The 22,369-nt window shown below is 71.6% G+C and carries 21 protein-coding genes; 11 read left to right on the forward strand and 10 right to left on the reverse strand.

Annotated features, from left to right (window positions below):
- Positions 1 to 5 precede the first annotated feature (5 nt).
- Positions 6 to 1,361, reverse strand: a complete 1,356-nt coding sequence (locus tag GQQ93_RS08700) for a pyridoxal phosphate-dependent decarboxylase family protein (protein ID WP_157423934.1) — start codon at positions 1,359 to 1,361, stop codon at positions 6 to 8.
- A gap of 320 nt (positions 1,362 to 1,681) precedes the next feature.
- Here GQQ93_RS08700 and GQQ93_RS08705 point away from each other — a divergent pair, with 320 nt between their 5' ends.
- The 4 genes from GQQ93_RS08705 to GQQ93_RS08720 are packed head-to-tail and all read left to right on the forward strand — an operon-like array spanning position 1,682 to position 5,699.
- Positions 1,682 to 2,422 carry an ATP-binding cassette domain-containing protein gene (locus GQQ93_RS08705; protein WP_170296158.1) on the forward strand — a complete coding sequence of 247 codons (741 nt, stop codon included), beginning with the start codon at positions 1,682 to 1,684 and terminating at the stop codon, positions 2,420 to 2,422.
- Positions 2,422 to 4,761 (forward strand): YhgE/Pip domain-containing protein, encoded by a 2,340-nt coding sequence (locus GQQ93_RS08710; protein WP_157423825.1) that lies wholly within the window; start codon positions 2,422 to 2,424, stop codon positions 4,759 to 4,761. The genes GQQ93_RS08705 and GQQ93_RS08710 overlap by 1 nt, the downstream gene beginning before the upstream one ends.
- 14 nt (positions 4,762 to 4,775) lie before the next feature.
- Complete coding sequence (locus GQQ93_RS08715) at positions 4,776 to 5,342, forward strand: TetR/AcrR family transcriptional regulator (RefSeq protein ID WP_157423826.1); 567 nt, start codon at positions 4,776 to 4,778, stop codon at positions 5,340 to 5,342.
- 24 nt (positions 5,343 to 5,366) lie between these two features.
- A complete protein-coding gene (locus GQQ93_RS08720; RefSeq protein WP_157423827.1) occupies positions 5,367 to 5,699 on the forward strand; it encodes a DMT family transporter in 333 nt (110 codons plus the stop codon).
- A 397-nt stretch (positions 5,700 to 6,096) separates the two neighbouring features.
- Here GQQ93_RS08720 and GQQ93_RS08725 read toward each other — a convergent pair whose 3' ends face one another.
- From GQQ93_RS08725 to GQQ93_RS08735, 3 genes are all read right to left on the reverse strand, one after another.
- Entirely contained in the window at positions 6,097 to 7,608 is a 1,512-nt protein-coding gene (locus GQQ93_RS08725; RefSeq protein WP_246192231.1) for an amino acid permease, read from the reverse strand.
- A 213-nt stretch (positions 7,609 to 7,821) separates the two neighbouring features.
- Positions 7,822 to 8,076: a hypothetical protein gene (locus GQQ93_RS08730; RefSeq protein WP_157423829.1), complete on the reverse strand. Its 255-nt coding sequence runs from the start codon at positions 8,074 to 8,076 to the stop codon at positions 7,822 to 7,824.
- A gap of 117 nt (positions 8,077 to 8,193) precedes the next feature.
- Positions 8,194 to 9,963, reverse strand: coding sequence for a cation:proton antiporter (locus GQQ93_RS08735; protein WP_157423830.1), 1,770 nt, complete (start codon positions 9,961 to 9,963; stop codon positions 8,194 to 8,196).
- Between the two features lie 68 nt (positions 9,964 to 10,031).
- Here GQQ93_RS08735 and GQQ93_RS08740 point away from each other — a divergent pair, with 68 nt between their 5' ends.
- From GQQ93_RS08740 to GQQ93_RS08750, 3 genes are all read left to right on the forward strand, one after another.
- Positions 10,032 to 10,859, forward strand: coding sequence for a DNA/RNA non-specific endonuclease (locus tag GQQ93_RS08740; RefSeq protein WP_157423831.1), 828 nt, complete (start codon positions 10,032 to 10,034; stop codon positions 10,857 to 10,859).
- A gap of 137 nt (positions 10,860 to 10,996) precedes the next feature.
- Positions 10,997 to 12,577, forward strand: coding sequence for an FAD-dependent monooxygenase (locus GQQ93_RS08745; protein WP_157423832.1), 1,581 nt, complete (start codon positions 10,997 to 10,999; stop codon positions 12,575 to 12,577).
- A gap of 85 nt (positions 12,578 to 12,662) precedes the next feature.
- Positions 12,663 to 13,583 carry an NAD(P)-dependent oxidoreductase gene (locus tag GQQ93_RS08750; protein ID WP_157423833.1) on the forward strand — a complete coding sequence of 307 codons (921 nt, stop codon included), beginning with the start codon at positions 12,663 to 12,665 and terminating at the stop codon, positions 13,581 to 13,583.
- A 107-nt stretch (positions 13,584 to 13,690) separates the two neighbouring features.
- Here the strand turns inward: GQQ93_RS08750 and GQQ93_RS08755 are convergent, their stop codons facing one another.
- A complete protein-coding gene (locus tag GQQ93_RS08755; RefSeq protein ID WP_157423834.1) occupies positions 13,691 to 15,220 on the reverse strand; it encodes an HNH endonuclease signature motif containing protein in 1,530 nt (509 codons plus the stop codon).
- A 234-nt stretch (positions 15,221 to 15,454) separates the two neighbouring features.
- Between GQQ93_RS08755 and GQQ93_RS08760 the strand changes: the two genes are divergently transcribed.
- Positions 15,455 to 15,829, forward strand: a complete 375-nt coding sequence (locus GQQ93_RS08760; protein WP_157423835.1) for a YciI family protein — start codon at positions 15,455 to 15,457, stop codon at positions 15,827 to 15,829.
- A gap of 30 nt (positions 15,830 to 15,859) precedes the next feature.
- Here GQQ93_RS08760 and GQQ93_RS08765 read toward each other — a convergent pair whose 3' ends face one another.
- The 3 genes from GQQ93_RS08765 to GQQ93_RS08775 form a co-directional block, all read right to left on the reverse strand.
- A complete protein-coding gene (locus GQQ93_RS08765; protein ID WP_157423836.1) occupies positions 15,860 to 16,360 on the reverse strand; it encodes a MarR family winged helix-turn-helix transcriptional regulator in 501 nt (166 codons plus the stop codon).
- Between the two features lie 151 nt (positions 16,361 to 16,511).
- The gene (locus tag GQQ93_RS08770; protein ID WP_157423837.1) at positions 16,512 to 17,156 is read right to left on the reverse strand and encodes a DedA family protein; all 645 of its coding nucleotides are present in this window, start codon (positions 17,154 to 17,156) and stop codon (positions 16,512 to 16,514) included.
- Between the two features lie 46 nt (positions 17,157 to 17,202).
- Positions 17,203 to 17,823 carry a GIY-YIG nuclease family protein gene (locus tag GQQ93_RS08775; RefSeq protein WP_157423838.1) on the reverse strand — a complete coding sequence of 207 codons (621 nt, stop codon included), beginning with the start codon at positions 17,821 to 17,823 and terminating at the stop codon, positions 17,203 to 17,205.
- A 137-nt stretch (positions 17,824 to 17,960) separates the two neighbouring features.
- Here GQQ93_RS08775 and GQQ93_RS08780 point away from each other — a divergent pair, with 137 nt between their 5' ends.
- From GQQ93_RS08780 to GQQ93_RS08790, 3 genes are all read left to right on the forward strand, one after another.
- The gene (locus GQQ93_RS08780) at positions 17,961 to 18,629 is read left to right on the forward strand and encodes a hypothetical protein (RefSeq protein ID WP_157423839.1); all 669 of its coding nucleotides are present in this window, start codon (positions 17,961 to 17,963) and stop codon (positions 18,627 to 18,629) included.
- Positions 18,630 to 18,690: 61 nt separating this feature from the next.
- Positions 18,691 to 19,530, forward strand: coding sequence for a CPBP family intramembrane glutamic endopeptidase (locus GQQ93_RS08785; protein WP_212277286.1), 840 nt, complete (start codon positions 18,691 to 18,693; stop codon positions 19,528 to 19,530).
- 5 nt (positions 19,531 to 19,535) lie between these two features.
- Positions 19,536 to 20,147, forward strand: coding sequence for a DUF1349 domain-containing protein (locus GQQ93_RS08790; RefSeq protein WP_157423840.1), 612 nt, complete (start codon positions 19,536 to 19,538; stop codon positions 20,145 to 20,147).
- 25 nt (positions 20,148 to 20,172) lie between these two features.
- Here GQQ93_RS08790 and GQQ93_RS08795 read toward each other — a convergent pair whose 3' ends face one another.
- Both GQQ93_RS08795 and GQQ93_RS08800 read right to left on the reverse strand, forming a co-directional pair.
- A complete protein-coding gene (locus tag GQQ93_RS08795) occupies positions 20,173 to 21,507 on the reverse strand; it encodes a 6-phospho-beta-glucosidase (RefSeq protein ID WP_157423841.1) in 1,335 nt (444 codons plus the stop codon).
- Complete coding sequence (locus tag GQQ93_RS08800) at positions 21,504 to 22,253, reverse strand: DeoR/GlpR family DNA-binding transcription regulator (protein WP_157423842.1); 750 nt, start codon at positions 22,251 to 22,253, stop codon at positions 21,504 to 21,506. The genes GQQ93_RS08795 and GQQ93_RS08800 overlap by 4 nt, the downstream gene beginning before the upstream one ends.
- Positions 22,254 to 22,369 lie beyond the last annotated feature (116 nt).

The raw sequence follows: 22,369 nt of genomic DNA on the forward strand, positions 1-22,369 counted from the left end.
GCCCGTCACATCGTGTCGAGGATCGAGACCAGCTGCTCGAACGTCGTCATCGGGTTCACGATCGCGAATCGGGTGTTCGGCCGGCCGGCGTGCGAGCTCGGCGTCACGAACGCGCGCTGCTCGTCGAGCAGCTTCGCCGACCAGCGCTCGTAGTCGTCCATCGTCCACCCCTCGCGTTCGAAGACGACGATCGAGAGCTGCGGGTCGCGCACGAGCTTCAGCTCGGGGCGGTTGCGGATCTCGTCGGCGATGCGCTGGGCGAGCTCGAGCGAGTTCGTGATCGCGTCGCGGTACGCCGCCGCGCCGTACGTCGCGAGCGAGAACCAGAACGGCAGCCCGCGGGGGCGGCGGGTGAGCTGCACCGCGTAGTCCGACGGGCTCCACTCGGGCTTGCCGGTGAGGGTGTCGAGGTACTCGGCGTGCTGGGTGTGCGCGCGGCGCCCGATCTCGGGGTCGCGGTAGATGAGCGCGCACGCGTCGAAGGGGGCGAAGAGCCATTTGTGCGGGTCGACGATGACCGAGTCGGCGCGCTCGACGCCCGCGTAGCGCTCGCGGGCGAGCGGCGAGAGCATGCCGGTCAGGCCGTAGGCGCCGTCGATGTGCAGCCAGAAGTCGAACTCGTCCTTCAGTGCCGCGATGGAGGCGACGTCGTCGACGATGCCGAAGTTCGTCGAGCCGGTGGTCGCGATGACCGCGAAGACGTCGTCGCCGTGCTCCTCGAGCGCCGCGCGCACGGCGTCGCCCCGGAGCATCCCATCGTCGCCCGCGGGCACGAGCACGACGTCGACGTCCATGACCTTCGCGGCCGACTTGTTCGACGAGTGCGCCTCGCTCGAGCAGACGAGCTTCCAGCGTGCGGGCATGGGCTCGCCCGCGGCGGTGCGCTTCTCGCGGGCGACCTCGCGCGCGGCGACGAGCGCCGAGAGGTTGCCGATCGTGCCGCCCTGCACGAAGACGCCGCCGGCGCCGGCAGGCAGGCCGAACTCGTGCGCGAGCCAGGTGAGCACCTCGTTCTCGGCGTGCACCGCGCCCGAGCCCTCCATCCAGCTGCCGCCGTAGAGGCTCGATGCCGAGACGACGAGGTCGAACGCCATGGCGGCCTTCGTCGGCGCCGCGGGGATGAACGAGAGGTACTGCGGGTGGTCGATCGTGATGCACGCGGGCGCGAGCACGTGCTCGAAGATCGAGAGCGCGCGCGTCGCGCCGATGCCCTGCTCGTCGATGGTGCGGCCGGCGAGGCGGGTGAGCTCGGCCTCGGTCTCGGGCTTGTCGAGCGGGGTGTCGGTCGAGAGCAGGCGGCGCCGCGAGTAGTCGAGCACGAGGTCGACGATGGCCTCGGTCTCGCCGGTGACGGCGTGCATGCGGGTGGGGCCCTGGGATGCCTCGGGCCGGCGACGCCCGAGGGAGGCGTCGTTCTCGGGCGCGAGTTCGTGGTCGATGGTCACTGGAGTCTCCGGCGGGTACGTCAGGTGGTGGCGACACAAGTGTGAACACCCGCGCGCCAGAACGCAAACTTTCGGCAGAGAATCATGTTCTGGCGCACGATCCCGACGAACTGGACGAGGTCTCGCAAGAATCATGCGCCCTGCGACGGATCCGCGCAGCCCACCTCGACTGCTCGCTTGCGCAGCGAGGTTCACCGTTCTAGACTGACTAGTCAGTACAAAACGAAGGATGCATCGTGCCGATCATCGTGCGGGCGCATGAACTCGCCCTCCACTCCAAGCGCGGCCCCGTCTACGGGCCCGTCTCGCTCGTCGCCGACTCCGGCCTCACCGTCGTCGCCGGCCCGGCCGGCAGCGGCCGCACGAGCCTCCTGCTCACGCTCGCCGCGCGCATGAAGCCCTCGAGCGGCCACCTCGAGACCCTCGGCTACGACCTGCCCCGCCGTGCGCGGCCGGTGCAGCGCGCCACCGCCATCGCGGGGTTCCAGGGCATCGACACCCTCGAGGAGTCGGTCACCGTGGGCGCTGCGATCCGTGAGCGGGCCGCCTGGCTCTCGCCGTGGTGGGCCTTCATCCGGCGCACCGACGAGGCAGAGCTCCGTCGCGTGCTCGCCCCGGTCTTCGGCGAGGTGCCGCTGCCCGCCGTCGACACCCTCATCTGGGACCTCGACGAGGTGCAGACCGTGCTTCTCCGCATCGCCCTCGCGATGATGAGCGAGCCCGACGCGCTCTTCTTCGACCAGATCGAGCAGTTGCAGTCGCCAGAGGCGCGCCGCACGCTCTGGCTGCGCCTCGACGCGATCACCCGCGCGGGCACCGCCGTCATCGCCTCGGCGGCCGCACCCGAACTCGAACTCTGGGCCGAGCTCGGCCTCGCCCCGCACGTCGTCGACCTCACCGCAGCGGCGGGCGAGGCATCCGCTGCACCGCGCGACGACGCGTCCGACCTCACCGACCTCATCCTGGAGCACGCCTGATGTTCGCCTTCCTCTCCTCCGGCACCGAGCTGCGCCGCTTCCGCAAGGGCGTGCTGCCCAAGATCGCGCTCGTCGTGCTGCTGTTCATCCCGCTCATCTACGGCGCCCTCTACCTCTGGGCGTTCTGGGCGCCCACCGACGAGATGAAGAACCTCCCGGTCGCCCTCGTCAACGAGGACGCGGGCGCCACGGTCGGCGGTGAGCGGCTGACGGCCGGCGACGACCTCGTCACCGAGCTCACCGACCGCGGCGACCTCGACTGGCAGGTCACCGACGCGGCGGATGCCACCACCGGCGTGCAGGACGGCGACTACTACTTCTCGGTGACCATCCCCGAGGACTTCTCGGCCGACGCCGTCTCCGTCGCCGACGACGACCCGACGCCCGCGACGGTCGAGGTCGAGTACAACGACGCGAACAGCTTCCTCGCCTCGACCCTCGGCAAGCAGGCCATGGTGCAGCTGCGCGACACCGTCGCCGAGAACGTGAGCAAGCAGACCGCCGACACCATGCTCGTCGCGATCGGGGAGGCGGGCGACGGCATCCGCGAGGCCGCCGACGGTGCGGGCACCCTCGCCGACGGCCTCGCGACCGCCGACGCCGGCGCCGGCCGACTCGTCGTCGGCCTCGGCGACCTCACGAGCGGGGCGGGGGCGCTCGACGCGGGCGCGATCCGGCTCGCCGACGGCTCGGGCACTCTTGCCGACGGGCTCGACCAGCTTTCCGCGGGTGCGGGCAGCCTCTCGAGCGGTACGGGCACCCTCGCGGGCGGGCTCGGGCAGCTCGCCGGCGGCGCGGGAACGCTCTCGAACGGCACCTCGACCCTCGCGGGCGGGCTCGACCAGCTCGCCGCCGGTGCGAGCGGGCTCTCGACCGGTGCGACGAAGGTCGCCGACGGGGCCGGGGCGCTCTCGACGCAGCTCGGCACGGCCGCCGCCGGCGCAGGGCAGCTCGCGACCGGTTCGCACCAGCTCGCCGACGGTGCAGGGCAGATCGCCACGCAGACCGAACAGCTCGCCGGCGGCAGCGCCCAGCTCAGCGGCTCGCTCGACGCGCTGCTCGCCGCCGCGCAGGCGAACCCCGACGTCCCCGTCTCCGCCTACCTCGATTCCCTCCAGCAGGCGGCCGACGGCGCCGCGACCCTCGACGCCGGGGCGCAGGCCGCGGTTCCGCAGGTGCAGGGCTACGCCGCAGGCACCACCGCGTTCGCCGGCAAGGTCGACGCCCTCTCGGCCGGGCTGAACGCCGGCGTCCCGAAGGCCGCCGACCTCGCCAGCGGCTCCGCGCAGCTGCGCGACGGCGCGGCGACGCTCGCCCAGAAGTCGGGCACCGCCGCATCCGGAGCGCACGACCTCGCGAACGGTGCCGCGACCCTCGCCCAGAAGTCCGGCGACGCGGCATCCGGTGCGACGACCCTCGCGAACGGCGCGGCGACCCTCGCCGGCAAATCGGGCGACGCCGCCTCCGGCGCACACACCGTCGCCGACGGCGCCGCCCAGCTGAGCGCCGGCACCGGCGACCTCGCCGACGGCGCCTCGCAGCTCGCCGAGGGCGGCACCACCCTCGCGGCGGGCACCGGCAAGCTGGCCGACGGCAGCCGCACCCTCGCGGACGGGCTCGACGAGGGTGCCGAAGCCGCACCGAACATGAGCGAGTCCGACATCGAGGCGAAGGCCGAGGTGATGGCCGCGCCCGTGCAGCTCGACGAGAGCTCGCAGAACGCGGCGTCGAGCTTCGGCGAAGGGTTCGCCCCCTTCTTCATCGCGCTCGCGACCTTCGTCGGCGGCCTGATCATGTGGCTCATCCTGCGTGCGCTGCCGACCCGCGCGCTCGCCGCCTCGGCCAGCGGTCTCCGCGCCGTGATGACCGGGTTCCTCCCGGCGATGGCGATCGGCCTCGGGCAGGTCGTGATCATGGTGCTGGTGCTCGTCTACGGCATCGGCCTCGAACCCGAGTACTGGCTCGCGACGAGCGCGTTCATCTACCTCGTGACCCTTGCGTTCCTCGCCCTGCAGCAGATGTTCATCATCGTGCTCGGCACCGCGGCCGGCCGCGTCGTCAGCCTCGTGCTGCTCATGCTGCAGCTGAGCTCGTCGGGCGGCACGTACCCCGTCGAGACGACGCCCGAGTTCTTCCAGGTGCTGCACCCGTTCATGCCCGCCTCCTACGTGGTGAGCGGCCTGCGCGAGCTCATCACCGGCGGGGTGGACTCTAGACTGTGGCTCTCGGTGCTCGTGATGGCCGGCATCCTCGTCGGCTCGCTCGCGATCAGCGCGGGGAGCGCCGGCAAGCAGCGGATGTGGAGCGTCAGCCGCCTGCACCCCGAGCTCGCGATCTGACCTGAGGAGCGACCATGGCCCGCGCGAACACCACCAAGCGCGCCATCCTCGACGCCGCGCTCGAGCTGGCGGCGACGAAGGGCATCACCGGCACCACGATGGACGAGGTCGCCGAGCTCGCCGGAGTCGCGAAGGGCAGCCTGTACTACAACTTCAGCTCGAAGGACCAGCTGTTCGAGGCCATGCTGCAGGAGGGGGTCGGCTCGCTCGCCGACTCCCTCCGCACGGCCAAGGGCGAGCTGCGCGGCTGGCCGGCGATCGAGGCGCTCGTGCGCCAGCTGCTCGACCGGATCGCCGCGAACGCACCGCTCGCGAAGCTCATGGCCTCCGAGATCTTCCGCACCGACCGGGCCTGGCAGCAGACGCTGTTCGCCCTGCGGCACGAGGCGCTCGCCGTGTTCGAGGCGGCGATCGACGAGACGGAGGTGCCGGCGGGCCGTGCGGGCATCATGGCCTCGAGCGTCTTCGGGGCGGTGCTCCTCGCCGGTCTCGAGTGGCTCGTCTTCGAACCCGAGCGGTCGCGCGACGAGGTCGCCGCCGGCATCCTCGCGACGCTGAACACGTCGGCGCCCATCGAGTAGCGTCGTGCCTGCCAGACTCATCGGATGGCCTGGCTCTTCCTCACGCTCGCGATCGCCTTCGAAGTCGCGGCCACCAGTTTCATCGGCAAGACCGAGGGCTTCACGAAGCCCTGGTGGACGGTCGGCGTGCTCGGCCTCTACGGCGTCTCGTTCGCGATGCTCGCCCAAGCGGTGCGCGAACTCGAGATCGGCATGGTCTACGCCATCTGGTCGGGCGTCGGCACCGCGGCCATCGTCGCGATCGGCGTGCTGTTCCTCGGCGAGAGCCTCACGGTGCCGAAGCTGTTCGGCATCGGCCTGATCGTCGCCGGGGTGCTCGTGCTGAACCTCTTCGCGGCGCCCGCAGCGCACGGCTGAGCCTGTTCATCGCCGCGGGCGTCGCGCACCGAGCACCTGACCGCGACTGGCTCGCGTGCGCGCGGACCATGCCGCAGTGCGATGGGTGGCCTCCGATTCGGTGAGGTCGGTTGCGCCTCACCCGGTGAGCGTCAGCGCCCCGTGCTGCGATGGATGCTTCCTCTTTCGCGTATGCCAGTTGCGCCTCAGCCGGTGGGCGCGCGAGTCGCGTGCGGCTCAGGGCGCCTCATTCGAGCGAATGACCCACCCAGTGAATGAGGCGGAACTGGCATTGCGTGAAGGGCAACCTCTCCGCGAGTCGGCGGGGGCGAGCCAAGCGAAGGCGGCTCGGACAGAGCCGCGCGCAGAGCGGGCCGGCCTCGGGGGATGCCGGGCATCCTGCCTCAGATGCCTCGACTCACTCGTCGTCCTTGCGGCTGCCGAAGCGCGGCGGGTTGTCGACCGCCGGCCGTTCGGCCACGACCGGGAACGCCCCGGTGTGCCCCTCGCGCTCCTTCGCCGCGGCGGCGATGCGCCCGCGGAACGCGAACCACCCGATGATGAGCATCGGGATGAGTGCAAGGCTGCAGAGCAGCACCCATCGGCCGGTCTCGGAGAACGCCATGGTGACGAGCACGAACGCGAGGAAGGCGAGCGTGAGGTATCCCGTATAGGGGGCGCCCCACAGGCGGAACGCCGGCCGCTCGAGGCGGCCCTGCCTCGCCCATCTCGCGAGCTGCATCTGGCACAGGATGATCGTCGCCCAGCCGCCGATGATGCCGATCGCGGCGACCTCGAGCACGATCTCGAACGCCTGCGAGGGCACGATCGCGTTGAGCCCGACGCCGAGCAGCGTGACGACCGCGGTGAGCAGGATGCCGCCGTACGGCACGCCGTTGCCGCTCATCCGCTCGGTGAACCGCGGCGCCGAGCCGTTGACCGCCATCGAGCGCAGGATGCGCCCGGTCGAGTAGAGTCCGGCGTTCAGTGACGAGAGCGCCGCCGTCAGCACCACGAAGTTCATGACCGAGGCCGAGACCGCGGCCGCGTCGGGGGAGCCGAGGTGCGAGAAGAAGGTGACGAACGGCGACTCGCCGGCCTCGTACGAGGTGTACGGCAGCAGCAGCGAGAGCAGCAGCACCGAGCCGAGGTAGAACACCGCGATGCGGAGTACGACGGTGTTGACGGCCTTCGGCATGACCTTGCGCGGTTCGGCCGTCTCACCGGCCGCGGTGCCCACGAGCTCGATCGCGGCGTACGCGAAGACGACGCCCGAGATCGCGAGGATCGGCGCGACCGCGCCCATCGGGAACCAGCCGCCGTTGTCGGCGATGACCGAGAAGCCGGTCGGGCCGACGTCGGTCTGGCCGCCGAAGACGATGAACAGGATGCCGAAGACGAGGAAGACGAGGAGGGCGGCGACCTTGATGAGCGCGAACCAGAACTCCATCTCGCCGAACATCTTCACCGAGACGAGGTTCAACGAGAGCACCACGACGAGGGCGATGAGCGCGATCACCCATTGCGGAATCGCCTGCAGCGGGGGCCAGTACTGGGCCCAGAACTTCACGTACAGGGCCGCGGCCGTGACATCCACGATGGAGGTGAACGCCCAGTTGAGGAAGTACAGCCAACCCGCGGTGTACGCCATCTTCTCGCCGTAGAACTCGCGCGCGTACGAGACGAACGAGCCCGAGCTCGGTCGATGCAGCACGAGCTCGCCGAGTGCACGCAGGATGAGGAACGCGAAGAACCCGCATACCGCGTAGACGATGAGCAGCGACGGCCCCGAGCTGTTCAGCCGCCCGCCCGCACCCATGAACAGGCCCGTGCCGATCGCGCCGCCGATCGCGATCATCTGGATCTGCCGCGCCTTCAGCGTCTTGTGGTAGCCGTGCTCCTCGTTCGAGAAGTCCTGCACGGCGAGCATCTCGTCGCCGATGCGCTCCCGGTAGTTCTCGAAGTCGTCGGCCGGGTCGTGCTCCGGGATGTGGTCGGGCGTGTGCTGCGTCGTCATCGTGCTCCCCCTCAACCAAGGGCGGTCACGGTGACGGGAACGTCACATGCGCGACCTCCGGCTTGGTCACACGATACGCGCGGGAGGGTTTCGCGTGGATGCCGCGGGGTGCTCCGCTGCCGCGCGTCAGGCTGCGCGCCGCGCGTGCACTCCGGTGGACGGGACGAAGGTGAACCGCGTGCGCGGCTGTGCCCGTCGGCCGGGGCGCATCCGCTCGGCGCGCCGCGCGGGCAGCGCGGCCGCGAGGCGCGCTTCGTCGAACTCGTCGGCGACGCGGCTCTCGGAGTTCGGCCGCAGGTGGCTGCCGTCGCGCGGGCAGGCGCAGGCGAGGCGGGTCTCCTCGCCGAGCGGTCCGTACACGAACTCGATGTGGTGGGCCATGGCGCTTCCCCTTCCCGTCGGCAGAACAGATGGCTCTGCTTGAGAGATGCGCGCGGGCGCAGATCATGACGCGGGTCGGGGATGCTTCGTTCCGCACGTTTCAGGACGAGCGGGCGCTCAGGCGCCGTCGAGGCCCTTCAGCTCGACGCTGATCTGCTCGGCGTCGAGGTCTTCGAGGGCGGCGCTCAGCGCGGCGGCGCTGAACCGGCCCTCGTCGCGGGCGTCGAGCAGGGCGGTGCGCTCGGCCTCGATCATGCGCAGGCGAAGTCGGCGCACCTGCTCGGGGTCGACACGGGGCGCGGATGCCTCGCGGCCGGTGGGTTTCGCACCGCCGATGCCGCCGACGCCCGCGGCATCGGCCTCGTCCGTGGCATCCGTCTCGCCGGCGCCCTCGTCGTTGGAGACCTGCCAGGCCGCACGCATGCGCTCGGCGATCATGCGCGACTGCGCGTCGCCCGACTCGGCGAGCTCGTGCATCGCGGCCGCGCGCAGCAGGTCGCGGAGCTCGCGCCGCTCGGCGGCGCCCGGGCCGGGATCGCGTGCGGGGATGAGCCAGCGCACGAGCCAGGGCAGCGTGCTGCCCTGGACGAGCAGCGAGGTCACCGCGACGAGGAACGCGATGAAGACGAGCATCGAACGGTTCGGGGTGTCGGCCGGCAGGGTCTGCGCGGCGACGAGCGTCACGACGCCGCGCATGCCGGCCCACACGATGATCGTGCCGTCGCGCCAGTCGAGCGACTCGTCGACGTAGTAGTCGAGGTCGGCGACCCGCCGCCGCAGCATCGAACGGAATCGTGCCGACCTCGCGTGGTCGGGTGCACGGCCCGCGCGCAGCGCGAACGCTGCGGTGTCGGTGGGGAGCGCCTGCAGCTGCTCCTTCACGCGGGCGCCGCGCTGCGCGCGCCGTCCGAGCGTCCGGATCAGCGGGGCCACGTACGCGGCGCGGACCAGCGTGACCGCGACGAGCGCGATCGCCGCGATGCCGACCGCCCCCCAGGTGCCGGTGTGCCCCTGCTCGACGTCGTCGACGAGGGCGGTCAGCTCGAGCCCCATCACGAGGAACACCGCGCCCTCGAGCACGAGCTCGACGGTGCGCCAGTTCTGCACGTCGGAGAGGCGATGCCGGGGACTCAGGTACTTCGCCGCCCCGCGCCCGGTGATGAGACCGGCGACGACCGCCGCGACGAGCCCCGAGGCGCCGAGGAGCTCGGCGGGGATCGAGGCGAGGAACGGCATCGTGAACGAGATGACCGTGTTCACCGTCGGGTTCGAGACCCGGGCGCGGACCCGCAGGCTCACCCAGCCGACGACCGCGCCGATGGCGGTCGCCACGGCGACCGAGTACACGAAGGTTCCGGTCACGCCCCAGATCGAGACGGATGCCGCGGCCGCGGCGATCGCGGAACGCAGGAGCACGAGCGCCGTCGCGTCGTTGAGCAGGCTCTCGCCCTCGAGCATCGCGACGACCCGCGGCGAGACGCCGAGGCGTTTCACGATCGAGGTCGCGACCGCGTCGGTCGGGCTCACGATGGCGCCGAGGGCGATGCCGATCGCGAGGTCGATACCCGGGATGATCCACGTGAACAGCAGCCCGAGCAGCACCGAGCTCACGACCACGAGCACGACCGAGAGGCCGCCGATCGCGCCGAAGTCGCGGCGGAACTCCATCGCCGGCATCGACACCGCCGCCGAGTACAGCAGCGGCGGCAGCACCCCGGCGATGATCCACTCGGGGTCGATCTCGATCGGCGGCACCGAGGGGAGCAGGCTGACCCCGAGCCCGGCGACGACGAGCAGCAGCGGCGCCGCGACGCCGAGCTTCGGTCCGATCGCGGTCGCGGCGGCGATGGCGAGGAGCGCGAGCACCCCGGCCAGCAGCAGGTCCATTCGCCCATTCTGGCTCCCTCCGCGACCGCGGCGGCATCGGCGTCGGCGGTGTGTGGTGTGCTGGGCGCATGGGTTTCGACGCGCAGTTCCTGGGAGTGACGGCCCCGATGCCGCGGCCGAAGCCCGGCCCCGAGGCATCCGAGTGCGTCGACCTCGCCTACGTGCACTTCTCGGTCGTGCTCGACCCGGTGCGGCGGTTCGCCCGGGTCACCGGCGTGAACGTCGACGGGGCCGCACTGCTCGATCTCGCGCGCGGCGGCGACGAGTGGCGGCTCGACGAGCGGGTGCCCGCCGACTGGCAGGCCGGCCCGGCGGTCTACGCCGCGAACGACCTCGATCGCGGCCATCTCGTGCGCCGCCGCGACCCGGTCTGGGGCGAGCCGGTCGTCGCCGCCCGGGCGAACGCCGACACCTTCCACTACACGAACGCCGCGCCCCAGGCCGCCGGGTTCAACCAGTCGAAGGAGCTCTGGCTCGGCCTCGAAGACCATGTACTCGCCTACGCCGAGACGACGGCGCAGCGGCTGAGCGTCTTCACCGCCCCCGTGCTCGGCGACGACGATCCCGGGTACCGCGGCATCCGGGTGCCGCTGCAGTTCTGGAAGGTGGTCGCGTGGAACACGGGCGCCGCGCTCGCCGCGACCGCGTTCGTGCTCGACCAGTCGCCCCTCGTCGACACGAGCGAGGTGCGCCCGCCCGAACCCGGTGCCGTGCCGCCGCTCGGCCCGTTCCGCACCTTCCAGGTTCCCGTGGCCGATGTCGCGGCGCTGGCCGGCCTCGAGATGCCCGAGCTCGTCGCGGCCGACGTGCTGCCCCCGACCGCGGTCGTCACCGGCTGGCGCAGGATCGAGTCGGCCGAAGAAGTGCTGCTGCCCGGGGTGCCGTCGGTCGGGTAGGCGCCGTGCGATGTAGCGCGAGCACGTGCCGCTGGTCTCGATACGCGCGCTCGTTCGTCGCGGCTACTCGACAGGCGGGTGTACTCGTTCGTCGCGCGCTACTCGACCGGCGGTAGCGGCGGTGCCACGATGGAGGCATGGACGCAGTGAGCGGCTCCATCACGACCGACGTGCTCATCGTGGGTGCCGGCCCGAGCGGGCTCATGCTCGCGGCCAGCCTTGCGAGACTCGGCGTCGACGCCGCGATCGTCGACGGCAAGGACGGCCCCACCCGTGAGTCGCGGGCCCTCGGCGTGCAGGCCCGATCGATGGAGCTCTACGACCAGCTCGGCCTCATCGACCGTGTGCTCGCCGAGCGTGCCCCGGCTGCCGCGATCGCGCCCGGCGCGGGTCGGCGGGCGTTCGGCACGATCGAGTTCCGCGGGCTCGGCGCCGGCATCACGCCGTACCCCGACATCACGGTGTTCGAGCAGAGCCGCAACGAGCATCTGCTCGTCGACGCGCTCGCCGAGGCGGGCCGCGAGGTGCTGTGGGGGCATCGCCTCGAACGACTCGTGGTCGAGCCCGGCGCTGGCGCCGAGGCATCCACCGTCGTCACCGAACTGGCCGCGCCGGGCGGTGAGCGCCGCACGGTGCGTGCGCGGTACTGCGTAGGCGCCGACGGGGCGCACTCGCGGGTGCGCGAGTCGCTCGGCATCGCCTTCGAGGGCGTGACGAACGAGTACACCTTCTACATCGCCGACGCGCTCGACGTGACCGGGCTCGTCGGCGACGCCATCAACCTGCGCTTCACGACCGAGCACTTCATCCTGGCGTTCCCGATGGGCGGCATGCGCATGCGGCTGCTCGGCGTCGTGCGCGATGCCGACCTCGACGCCGACGGGAGCCTGCGGGAGGAGCGCGTGCGCGAGCTCGTCGGCCGCGAATTCGGGGTCGAGTACTCCGACAGCGCGTGGTTCACGACGTATCGCGTTCACCACCGGCTCGCGGCCCGGTTCCGGGAGGGCCCGTGCTTCATCGTCGGCGACGCGGCGCACATCCACTCTCCGGTCGGTGCGCAGGGCATGAACACCGGACTGCAGGAGGCGCACAACCTCGCCTGCGCGCTCGCCGACGTCATCGTCGGCGGCATGCCCGACGCCCGGCTCGACCGGTACGAAGCAGAGCGTCGCCCGGTCGGCGAGACGCTCGTCGCGACGACCGATCGGCTCTTCGGCGAGGTCACCTCGCAGTCGAGGTTCGCCCGATTCCTGCGCGGCCGTGCCCTGCCGGCGCTCGGCCCGATCGGGGTGCGGCTGCTGCCCGTCATGGCGGGCCGCCGCGTGTTCGGCTACCTCTCCCAGACGCGCATCAGGTACGAGGTGCCGGATGCCTCGGGCTCGCGCCGATCGCGGCGCGAGCGCCGCCACAGCGGAGTCGTCGGGGTGCGGCTGCCGTGGACCGGTGACAACTTCGACGCGCTGCGGTCGATGCAGTGGCAGGTGCACGGGTACGGCGTGCCCGAGCGGGTGGTGCTGCGCATCGCGCGCGAGCTCGGCGTCGAGGCGCACGTGTTCCCCAGCGATCGCGGGGTGCGGGGTCGCCCGCGGCTGCGGCACGACCGGGTGTACCTCGTGCGCCGCGACGGCTTCGTCATGGCAGAAATTCGCGCGCCGGGGGTCGGCGCCGACCTCGACGCGGCGAGGGCCGCACTGTTCGCGCCCGCGTCGGTCGAGTAGGCGCGACGCGCCGCCCCAGGCGGATCCCGGCGTATCGTGGGAGCGCGAAAGCACTTCACGTCGACGAGGTCGGGAGGGCAGGCCCATGGCGAACATCGCCTGGATCGGACTGGGGCACATGGGCGGACCCATGTCGGGGAATCTCGTGGCGGCCGGCCATGCGGTCCGCGGCGTCGATCCGATGCCCGAGGCGCGGGAGGCCGCCGCAGCGCACGGTGTGCGCGTGGTCGACTCGATCGCCGATGCGGTCGCCGACGCCGACGCGGTCTTCACGAGCCTGCCCCGCAGCGAGCACGTGCGCGAGGTCTACGCCGGTGACGGCGCGGTGTGGTCGACCGCGCCCGCGGGCGCGCTGCTGCTCGACACCTCGACCGTCGACGTCGAGACATCGCGCTGGTGCCATGAGGAGTCGGGGTCGCGCGGCTTCCGCTTCGTCGATTCGCCCGTCTCGGGCGGGATCGCGGGCGCGGCGGCCGGCAGCCTCACGTTCATGCTCGGCGGCGCACCGGATGCCACGGCCGACGCTCGCGAGCTCGTCGAACCGATGGCCGGTCATGTCTTCGAGCTCGGCGGCCCGACGCTCGGCATCGCGGCGAAGCTCGCCAACAACCTCATGCTGTTCGTGTCACTGCTCGGAGTCTCGGAGGGTGCCGCGCTGGCCGACTCGCTCGGGCTCGACCCCGCGAAGTTCTTCGAGGTCGCGTCGGTCTCATCGGGGGAGTCCTGGCCGCTGCGCATCTGGTATCCGGCGCCGGGCGTGGTCGAGACGAGCCCGGCGAACCGCAACTACGATGCGACGTTCACGACCCTCCTCGCGGAGAAGGACCTGTCGTTCGCCGTCGCGGCCGGCACCGAGGCCGGCCTGCCGATGCCGGCCTCGCGCATCGCGCTCGAGCAGTTCGGGCGCCTCATCGAGGAGGGCTTCGGCGGCAAGGACGCCAGCCTCATCGCGAAGTTCGCAACCGCCGACGGTGGTGTTCGGGGGTTCACGCCGCCCGTTGCCTGACGCCGCGCGCCGCAGCGCGCCGCAGCGTGCCGCTGCCCGGCGCTGCGTGCCGCAGCCCGGCGGCGTGGCCGTCTGCTCCCGGCGTCGGAACCCTCATCGACCTCGATTCAGAAGGGTGGCGGGTCGGTGTAGTCGCGACCCGTCGGGCTCGTCCAGGTGACGGTGTCGTCGGGGTTCTTCGTCGGCGTGAGCCAGGTCGTGTGTTTGAGGCGATGGTCGCCGCGGCATTCGGGGCAGAGATTGTCGGGATTCGATCGGCCGAGGCGGGCCCAGTCGTCGATGTGGTCGATGTCGGCAGTGACCGCGAGGCGGTTGCAACCGGGGCGAGTGCAGCGGCCGTGGACGAGAGCGAGCCAGATGCGCTGCGCCCTCGTGGGGCGGTACCGCTTGCGGTCGAGCGCGAGAGGTGCGGCGGTGATGGGGTCGACGGCGAGACGCCGGAACGAAGACGCATCGGCGAACAATTCGCGAGCGGTGGCGTCGTCGATGGGGCCGACGCCGTCGAGCATCGGGAGCTGGGCGGAGGCGGCGGCGATCGCACCATCGAGCGCGGTCGGGTCGAGCACCGGGTCACTGGGCGGGTTTGCGGCCGCCTCGGACGCGCCCTCGGAAGGCCCGCAGCCGGAGTGACCGGCGAACGGGATGTCGGTGGTGTGGCCGCGCATCGCCGAGGCCGACTCGGCCACGGTGAGGATCGGCACGGTGACGATGATCTCCGTGCGGGCCGCGGTCGGCGTGCCCTTGCCGGTGAGCCAAGCGGTCGCGGTGTCGGCGCGGAGCTGGTCGAAGCTTCGGGACTCGTCGGGGACGCCCCGGTCGCGGCGGGCGGTCGCGTCGAGCCGTGCAGTGATCTTCGCGATCTCGATCTGGGAGGTGTAGAGGTGCAGCCAGCCCATGCCGTCGTCGACGTGCTCGACCGTGACGCGTCGATCGTTCATGCCGCGGGCGTGGCGCTCTTCGAGTCGATCGCGTTCGAGCTTCGCGCGCACGATTCGGGCCTTCTGGCGCAACCGGGTCGTGGTGACGGTGCCGATGATCGCGGCCAGTACCTCATCGAGTTCGGGCAGGCGGGCGTCACCCGTGGGAAACCCGGTCGCCGTATCGACCGCGACTCTGGCGTCGAGGTAGCAGACGACCCCGTCGACGAACCTCGCCCAGACGGCGGGAAGCCGGTCTTGGAGGACGGCCGCCTCATGGGCGCGGCCGCGGATCGTGCCGACCGGGACATGCAGCCGCATCGAGAGTTCGGTCGCGGCGGCCCGCACCGCGAGTTCGGTCGCGTCTGGCGCGCCGAGCTGTTGGGGTCGGAGGTACACGGCGGGGTTGCGTGCCGCGACGTCGAGCGCGCGGCGGGCGGCGGCGAGGTGGGCGGCCATCGCCCGGTTCGCGGCGAACTGCGCCGCTTCGGCGCCGTCGAGCGCGCTGCAGAGCTCGGCGAATGCGTCGACCGAAGCCGCGACCCCGGCGAACTCGTGCGCGGCGTCGAGCGCGAACGGGTCGGTGACCAGGTCGGCCGGGTCGATCGCGTCGGCCGGGTCGATCAGGTCGGCCGGGTCGATCAGGTCGGCCGGGTCGATCGCGTCGGCCGTGTCGAGCAACGCGACCTCCGCCGATCCGGTCTCGAACACCTCCGCCATGAAGCGATCCTCGCACCACCCACCGACATCGGGGAGCTGGTCGGAAAGCCAGGTCAGCCGGCCGATCGGCGCCACTCCGAGGCATCCGCGAGCGACCGGTGCGAACCCGCCGCACCGGTTCGGCTGCCCCGATCGCGAAAGAGATCGCGGCAGGTGTCGATCCGCGACATCCTCATTCGACGCCTGAGTGAGGGTGCCTCCGAATCGCACCCGAAGACGAGAGGGAACAGAACCATGACGCAGTACTTCCTGACCATGCCGCACGATTCCGCCGAGGAGCCGACCATGGAATCGATGCAGGCGTTCGACCCGGCCGAGTTCGAGGCCGTGATCGCCGCGGTCGGCGCGTTCAACACCGCCCTGAAGGACTCGGGGGCGTGGCTGTTCGCCGGCGGGCTCAACCCGCCCTCGACCGCGAAGACGGTCGATGCGTCGGGCGGTGACGTGCGCGTGCGCGACGAGCCGTTCGTCGAAGCCTCGTCGTACGTCGGCGGCTTCTGGGTGATCGAGGCGGTCGACGAGGCCGCCGCCGTCGAGTGGGCGGCGCAGGCCTCGACGGCCCTCGGCAGCCGGATCGAGGTGCGCGCGCTGCAGGAGGCTCCCGCGTGACCCGAGCCCGGCAGCGTGTCAGGCGGTGTGTCAGGAGGGCCGCTGCACTGCCGCGATCACCTCGGTGAGCCGGTCGCGCAGGGCGCCGAGTTCGGCGAGGTCCATGCCGAGGCGGTCGACGACCTGGGGCGGGATCGCGAGCGCGCGCTCGCGGAGCGCGCGGCCGGTCTCGGTGAGGGCCACGTCGAGGGCGCGCTCGTCGCGTGCATTGCGCTCGCGCGTGAGGTAGCCCTGCGCCTCGAGGCGCTTGAGCAGCGGCGAGAGGGTCGCCGGTTCGAGCTGCAGCGCCTCGCCGAGGTCGCGCACGGTGCGGGGGCTGCGCTGCCAGAGCGCGAGCATGACGAGGTACTGCGGGTGGGTGAGCCCGAGGGGCTCGAGGATCGGCCGGTAGATGCCGATCACGCCGCGTGCGGCGACGGCGAGGGCGAAGCAGACCTGGTTCTCGAGGGCGAGCAGGTCGGTGCCCTCCTCGACGGGCCCGGTGGATGCCTCGGGGCCCGCGTGTGCGGCGGGTGCTGCCTGCGTGGTCATGGGGCTCCATCGTGCGCCGGGTTTGGTTAGTACCCTAACGATTCTGCCATGGGAGTGGACGCGGCGTCGAGAGTTCGTCGGCTTTCGCGCGTGAGGCAGGGCTGCGGGCCGCTGGGTCGCTCAGGCGCGGGGCCGCTCGGGCGCGGGGCCGCTAGGGCGTGACGCTGCGGCGGCGGGCGAGCTGTCGCAGTCGCACGACGAGGAACGTGCCGACGGCGGCCGCACCCACCACGATCACGATCCACTTGAACACCTCGGCGTACTGCTCGACCACGTGCCAGTTCTCGCCGAGGAGGAAGCCCGCGACGACGAAGATCGTGTTCCAGATCGCGCTGCCCGCGGTCGTGAGGAGGGTGAAGCGCAGCAGCGGCATCCGCTCGACCCCCGCCGGAACCGAGATCAGGCTGCGGAACAGCGGAATCATGCGGCCGAAGAACACGGCCTTGTCTCCGTGCCGCTCGAACCAGGCCTCGGCACGCTCGACATCGGAGACGTTCACGAGCGGCATGCGGTCGACGATGCGGATCAGCCGGTCGCGGCCGAGCCACGCGCCGAGGCCGTAGAGCGCGAGCGCGCCGAGCACCGAGCCGAGCGTCGTCCAGAAGAGCACCTCGATGAGCCCGAAGCTGCCGAGGCTCGCCGTGAACCCCGCCATGGGCAGGATGATCTCGCTCGGCAGCGGCGGGAAGAGATTCTCGGCCGCGATCGCGAGGCCGGCGCCGGGCGCGCCGAGCCACTCCATGAGCGAGACCGCCCATTGGGCGATCGCATTCAGGTTCTCGGTCTCGGCTGCCATGCCCTCGACGCTACGGCGGCGCGGCTGGGAAGCCGGTGCACGGGGCTCAGTCGCGCGACGGCCGTGCCAGCCGACGACTCACCCAGCGGGAGTACTGCGCCCACGGGTCGTGCACCCCGGCCGAGAGCCCCGCGATGTGCTCGAGCAGCGCCTCGTGCACCTCGAACCACTCGGTGCCCGCGCCGCGGAACGCGGCGAACTGCTCGTGCCGCGCACGCTCGAGGAGACGGCCGCCCTGCTCGAACGCGAGCACCTCGTCGTGCGGCAGGCTTGCGACCCGGCGCCGCGGATTCGCCGAAGTGCCGATCTTCACCTGGTCGCGGTAGCGCAGGTAGTAGACGACCTCGACCGGATCGTCGTCGAGCGTGCGGTCGGGCAGCTCGCCGTAGCGCCACTCGCACTCGGCGCAGATCCAGCCGCTCGGGTAGCGCACGCCGACGCGCGAGCCGCAGGCCGGGCACGGGCCCGGCAGCAGGTCGGTCGTGCCGACCTCGCGCTCGACCCAGTCGTGGGCGAGCAGCAGGTGCCCGGCGCACAGCGGCAGCGGCGCGGCCGGCTGGGCCGGGTGCGGGCAGGCGCGGCCGTCGTCGTCGACGAGCCCGCAGCGTCGTTCGACGTCTGCCCCGCCGCTCGCCCCGCTCGGCCCGCCGTTCGCCCTGACCGCCACTCACGCAGGCTACGCCCGACCGGCGACACCGGCGCGAGACCGCCGTCGGTCGCCCCGGGCGCCGCGTCGGTCGCCCGCGATAGGCTCGTTCTCCGACGCCGATCGGCGTCGGACATCGACGTTCACGGGGTGGGGTCATGCCGTTCTGGCGCAAGAGGCGGGCGAAGCGGTTCAAGCCGTTCGACCGCAGCGCCCTGCCCGAAGTCACCCCTCCGACCTTCGACGAGATGCTCGCCGAAGGCCTGCTCGTCGCCGAGGCCGCCGGGCGCATGGCCCTGCGCAACCGCTTCGTCATGCATGCGCTGCGCGGCGACGAACCCTTCGACGCCGAGCGCGCCGCGGCCGCCGCGCGCGAGGTGCTCTACGAGCTCGTGCAGGAGGCCGACGAGGTCGCCGAGCGCACGGCAGAAGACCGCGCCGCCGCGGCACGCCGCGAGGGTCGTGCATCGAACGAACACGACTACCGACGGGCCGATGCTGCGAACCTGCGTCGGCGCGAGCAGGTCTACGCCGCGGTGGCGAAAGAGCTGTGGGCCAGGCGCGGCGACCCCGAGTACCTCGCCGCCTTCGCCGAACGGGCCCGCGCCGAGGCGTGGGACGACGTCGCCGGAGCGATCGACGCGCGTCTCGCCCGCGAGTGGGGCGGCGGCTGGCCCGAGATCGAGGTCGACGAAGAGTACGAGGCCGAGCGCGAGACACGGCTGGCCGGTCTGCTGCTCGACCTCGACGACGAGCTGCGCGCGGTCGAGCGCGAGCGCGAGCGGCGCGCCGAGCAGAACGACCCCTTCCGGGGGTTCGTGGGCTGAAAGGTGCCGACGAGGCATCCTGCACTGCGAACGTCGCGCACCGCAGCATGCTCGGGCTGTCATGATGGCCTCATCGACGACCGGGGGCCGCATGATGAGCGAGGTGTTCAGCGAGCCGGGGCGCATTCGCCCGCTCGTCGACCGCGACCGCTTCGGGCGCGTGATCGAGCGGGCCGACGGCGTCGACTTCCCCTTCTACGACGGGGCGCCGATCGAACTCGCGACCTGGCGCTGGGTCGTCGTCTGGGCGGCGTGCATCGCGGGATTCCTCGTGCTGACCTTCTTTCCCCAGCCCGGCAACGTCGTCGCGATCGTGCCGCGAACCCTCTTCGTCGCGATTCCGCTCGCCGTGCTCGCGCTCGTCGCCGGACGCCACTGGACCGCGCCGTTCCGCAGGGTGGGCTGGCGCGACCTGCTCGCAATGGTCTTCTTCGCCGTGCTGAACATCGTCATCACGTTCACGGTGGGTGCGATCGTCTCGATGCTGTTCCGGGTGACCCCGAATACGACGATCGCCGCAGCGGGAGAGGCAGGAAGCGTCGACGCGATCGCCTTGTACGCGGGCAGCGCCATCCAGCTCGTCGGCGAGGAGGTGTTCACCCTGCTCCCGTTCCTCGCGGTGCTGTACCTGCTCTTCGCGAAGGGCGGGCTCTCGCGCAGGGCGGCGGTGGTGCTGGCGTGGATCGCCTCCGCGCTGTGGTTCGGGGCGGCGCACCTGCCGACCTACGACTGGAACGTCGCCCAGGCGTTCCTCGTCATCGGCTCGGCACGCATCGCGTTCACGCTCGCGTTCATCCGCACGAAGAACCTGTGGGTCGCGGCCGGGGCGCACATCCTCAGCGACTGGGTGTTCCTCACGGCGGCGGTGGCGGGGCTCGCCGGGGCTTCCGCGCTAACGTGATCGGCATGTCTGCGCGCGCGATGGAGTGGAACGACGGCCGATGGACCCGGGAGCCCGAATCGGTGCGGCCCGACGGCGACGCGCTCGTCGTCACCGCAGCCGAGGGCAGCGACTACTGGCGCACCACCCACTACGGCTTCGTGCACGACGACGGGCACGGGCTGCTCGCCGACTGGCCGACGGGCAGCGCGTTCGAGGTGAGTTTCGACACCTCGACGCTCACCGGGCTCTATGACCAGGCCGGCATCCTGCTCTTCGCAGGCGAGGAGCATTGGGTGAAGGCGGGACTCGAGGTCTCGGACGGGGTGCTGCACCTCGGTGCGGTCGTCACGAACGGCGTCAGCGACTGGTCGATGGCACCCGTGCCCGACTGGGCAGGCGAGGTCGTCACCATCCGCGCGAGCCGCGGCGGCGTGGCAGGCGACGCGATCACCCTGCGCGCGCGCACCGAGACGAGCGGGTGGCGCACCCTTCGCGTCGCCCCGTTCACCGCCGGAGCGGCGCAGGCCGGGCCGATGATCTGCGCGCCGCTGCGGGCCGACCTCACCGTGCGGTTCACCCGGTGGGTGCTCACCGACGCCGATCTCGACCTGCACGAGGATCCGCCGGTCGCCTGAAGGTGGCTCGACGGGGCTCGACGGCTCAGGCCGGTTCGAGCATCGAGCCGATCTCGGGGACCGACGTCGCGTAGGTGTCGAGCAACGATCGGGCGACGCTGACCGAGTCGACCAGTGGATGCGCGGCGAACGCTCGCCACGCGAGCTCGCGCGACCGTTCGTTCACGGCGCCGATGATCAGTCGCTCGGCGGACTTGACCTGCGTCATCAGCCCGAGCATCTCGCCGGTGACCGGGGCGATCGGCCACGGGTGCACGCCGTCCGCGTCGACGACGCAGCCGACCTCGACGACCGCGTCGTCGGGCAACTGCGGGACGAGGCTGTTGTTGCGCACGTTGAGGATCATCGTCGACGGACGTCCGCTCGCGAGTGCGGCCATCAGGTCGAGCGCGACCTGGTGGTAGCCGCCGCCGTCGACGTCGGACTCGTGGCGTTGTTCGTCGTCGCCGCGGCTCTCGGCCATGTAGCTCGACTCCCGCTCGTGGCGGGCGCGCAGCCAGGTCTCGAGGGGGTCGTCGCCGGGCGCGGCGTAGAAGGTTGACTGCTGCCGGTCGAGGAACTCGCCCCTCGTCGACTCCGCCGCCCGGATGCTGGCCGTCGCCTCGCGGGTGAAGTAGTAGTAGTACAGGTACTCGTTCGGCAGCGCTCCGATGGCCCGCACCCAGTCGAAGCCCATCAACCGGGCCTCCTCGATGGTCGCCAGCGAGGTGTCCGACGCGAGCAGGCGCGGGAGGAGGTCTTCGCCCCCTGCGGTGATCGACCGCAGCCACCCGAGGTGGTTGAGCCCGACGTAGTCGAACGCGATGCCGTTCGCCGCACTGCCGGTCGCGGACGCAGCTCGGCGCATGAGCCCGATCGGAGTGTCGCAGATGCCGACGACCCGGTCGCCGAGCACTCGTTGCATCGCCTCGGTGACGATGCCGGCCGGGTTCGTGAAGTTGATCACCCACGCCTCGGGTGCGACCCGGCGGATCGTCTCGGCGAGCCGCGTCATGAACGGCACGGTGCGCAGCGCGTAGGCAAGCCCGCCCGGGCCGACCGTCTCCTGGCCGAGCACGCCGAGGTCGAGCGCGGTGCGCTCGTCGAGGATGCGGCCGCGGGTGCCGCCGATGCGCACGGCGCTGAAGACGAAGTCGGCGCCGCGCAGCGCTTCGTCGAGGTCGGTGGTGGTGGTGATCGCCGGCACGTGCCGACGCTCCCGGGCGAGGCGCGTGAGGATCGCGCCGATCGTCTCGAGCCGCGACGCCGACACGTCGTAGAGGGCGAGCTCGTCGATGCGCACGGGGGCGTCGTCGGCGGCGACCGCCTCGAACACCTGGGGCACGCGGAACCCGCCGCCGCCGATGATGGTGAGCTTCACGCGGTCATCACCTCGACTCCCGATCCGCGGAGGAGGTCGAGGGTCGCGGAGTCCGCGTCGTCGTTCGTGACGACCGCCGAGATCCGGTCGGGTCCGCACACGCTCAGCACCCCGACGCCGGGGAACTTCGAGGAGTCGGCCAGCACGACGGTGCGCTGGGACGACTCGATCATGGCCCGTTTGACGGGCACCTCCATGCCCGTGGTGTCGCTGATGGTGCCATCAGAGCGGATGCCGCTCGTGCCGAGGAAGCACGTCGTCGCCCGGATCTGCGCGAGCGCCTGCTCGGTGAGCGTGCCGATCATCGAGTTGTAGTTCTTGCGCACGGCACCGCCGAGCACGATCAGCTCGACGACGTCGTCATCGCGCAGTTCGTCGATGACCGCGAGGCTCGAGGTGATGACCGTGATGCGGCGGCCGCGCAGCTGCGCGGCGAGCAGCGCGGTGGTCGTGCCGATGTCGATGATGACCACATCGCCCTCCGCTACGAGTTCGGCCGCGCGTTCGGCGACCCGCGACTTCTCGGGTGCGTGCTGGCGCTCGACGTCGGTGAACGGGATCTGGTCGGGCTCGATGCTGCCGCCGCCGCGCACGCGACGCAGGAGGCCCTCTGCGCTGAGGGCGTTGAGGTCGCGGCGGATCGTCGAGAGCGAGACGCCGAACTGCACGGCGAGCTCTTCGACGGTGACTTCGCCGTCGGTGCGCAGGGAGTTCAGGATCTGAGCCTGTCGCGTTGCTGTGAGCATGAGCACGATGTTAGCAGTCAACTTCGAGCATGAATCGACGCTTTCGAGCACGAATTGACGCAGAACCGTTCATTCGAGAGTATGTTCAGTCAAAGCCGATCTCGTGATCGCGCGGG

The sequence above is a fragment of the Agromyces lapidis genome (assembly GCF_009749405.1).
GTDB lineage: Bacteria > Actinomycetota > Actinomycetes > Actinomycetales > Microbacteriaceae > Agromyces > Agromyces lapidis.

Coding starts and splice junctions, on each gene's coding strand:
- GQQ93_RS08700 (WP_157423934.1), bottom strand. CDS start 1,361: ATGCACGCCGTCACCGGCGAGACCGAGGCCATCGTCGACCTCGTGCTC.
- GQQ93_RS08710 (WP_157423825.1), top strand. CDS start 2,422: ATGTTCGCCTTCCTCTCCTCCGGCACCGAGCTGCGCCGCTTCCGCAAG.
- GQQ93_RS08715 (WP_157423826.1), top strand. CDS start 4,776: ATGGCCCGCGCGAACACCACCAAGCGCGCCATCCTCGACGCCGCGCTC.
- GQQ93_RS08720 (WP_157423827.1), top strand. CDS start 5,367: ATGGCCTGGCTCTTCCTCACGCTCGCGATCGCCTTCGAAGTCGCGGCC.
- GQQ93_RS08725 (WP_246192231.1), bottom strand. CDS start 7,608: ATGCTCGCCGTGCAGGACTTCTCGAACGAGGAGCACGGCTACCACAAG.
- GQQ93_RS08730 (WP_157423829.1), bottom strand. CDS start 8,076: ATGGCCCACCACATCGAGTTCGTGTACGGACCGCTCGGCGAGGAGACC.
- GQQ93_RS08735 (WP_157423830.1), bottom strand. CDS start 9,963: ATGGACCTGCTGCTGGCCGGGGTGCTCGCGCTCCTCGCCATCGCCGCC.
- GQQ93_RS08740 (WP_157423831.1), top strand. CDS start 10,032: ATGGGTTTCGACGCGCAGTTCCTGGGAGTGACGGCCCCGATGCCGCGG.
- GQQ93_RS08745 (WP_157423832.1), top strand. CDS start 10,997: ATGGACGCAGTGAGCGGCTCCATCACGACCGACGTGCTCATCGTGGGT.
- GQQ93_RS08750 (WP_157423833.1), top strand. CDS start 12,663: ATGGCGAACATCGCCTGGATCGGACTGGGGCACATGGGCGGACCCATG.
- GQQ93_RS08755 (WP_157423834.1), bottom strand. CDS start 15,220: ATGGCGGAGGTGTTCGAGACCGGATCGGCGGAGGTCGCGTTGCTCGAC.
- GQQ93_RS08760 (WP_157423835.1), top strand. CDS start 15,455: ATGACGCAGTACTTCCTGACCATGCCGCACGATTCCGCCGAGGAGCCG.
- GQQ93_RS08765 (WP_157423836.1), bottom strand. CDS start 16,360: ATGACCACGCAGGCAGCACCCGCCGCACACGCGGGCCCCGAGGCATCC.
- GQQ93_RS08770 (WP_157423837.1), bottom strand. CDS start 17,156: ATGGCAGCCGAGACCGAGAACCTGAATGCGATCGCCCAATGGGCGGTC.
- GQQ93_RS08780 (WP_157423839.1), top strand. CDS start 17,961: ATGCCGTTCTGGCGCAAGAGGCGGGCGAAGCGGTTCAAGCCGTTCGAC.
- GQQ93_RS08785 (WP_212277286.1), top strand. CDS start 18,691: ATGATGGCCTCATCGACGACCGGGGGCCGCATGATGAGCGAGGTGTTC.
- GQQ93_RS08790 (WP_157423840.1), top strand. CDS start 19,536: ATGTCTGCGCGCGCGATGGAGTGGAACGACGGCCGATGGACCCGGGAG.
- GQQ93_RS08800 (WP_157423842.1), bottom strand. CDS start 22,253: ATGCTCACAGCAACGCGACAGGCTCAGATCCTGAACTCCCTGCGCACC.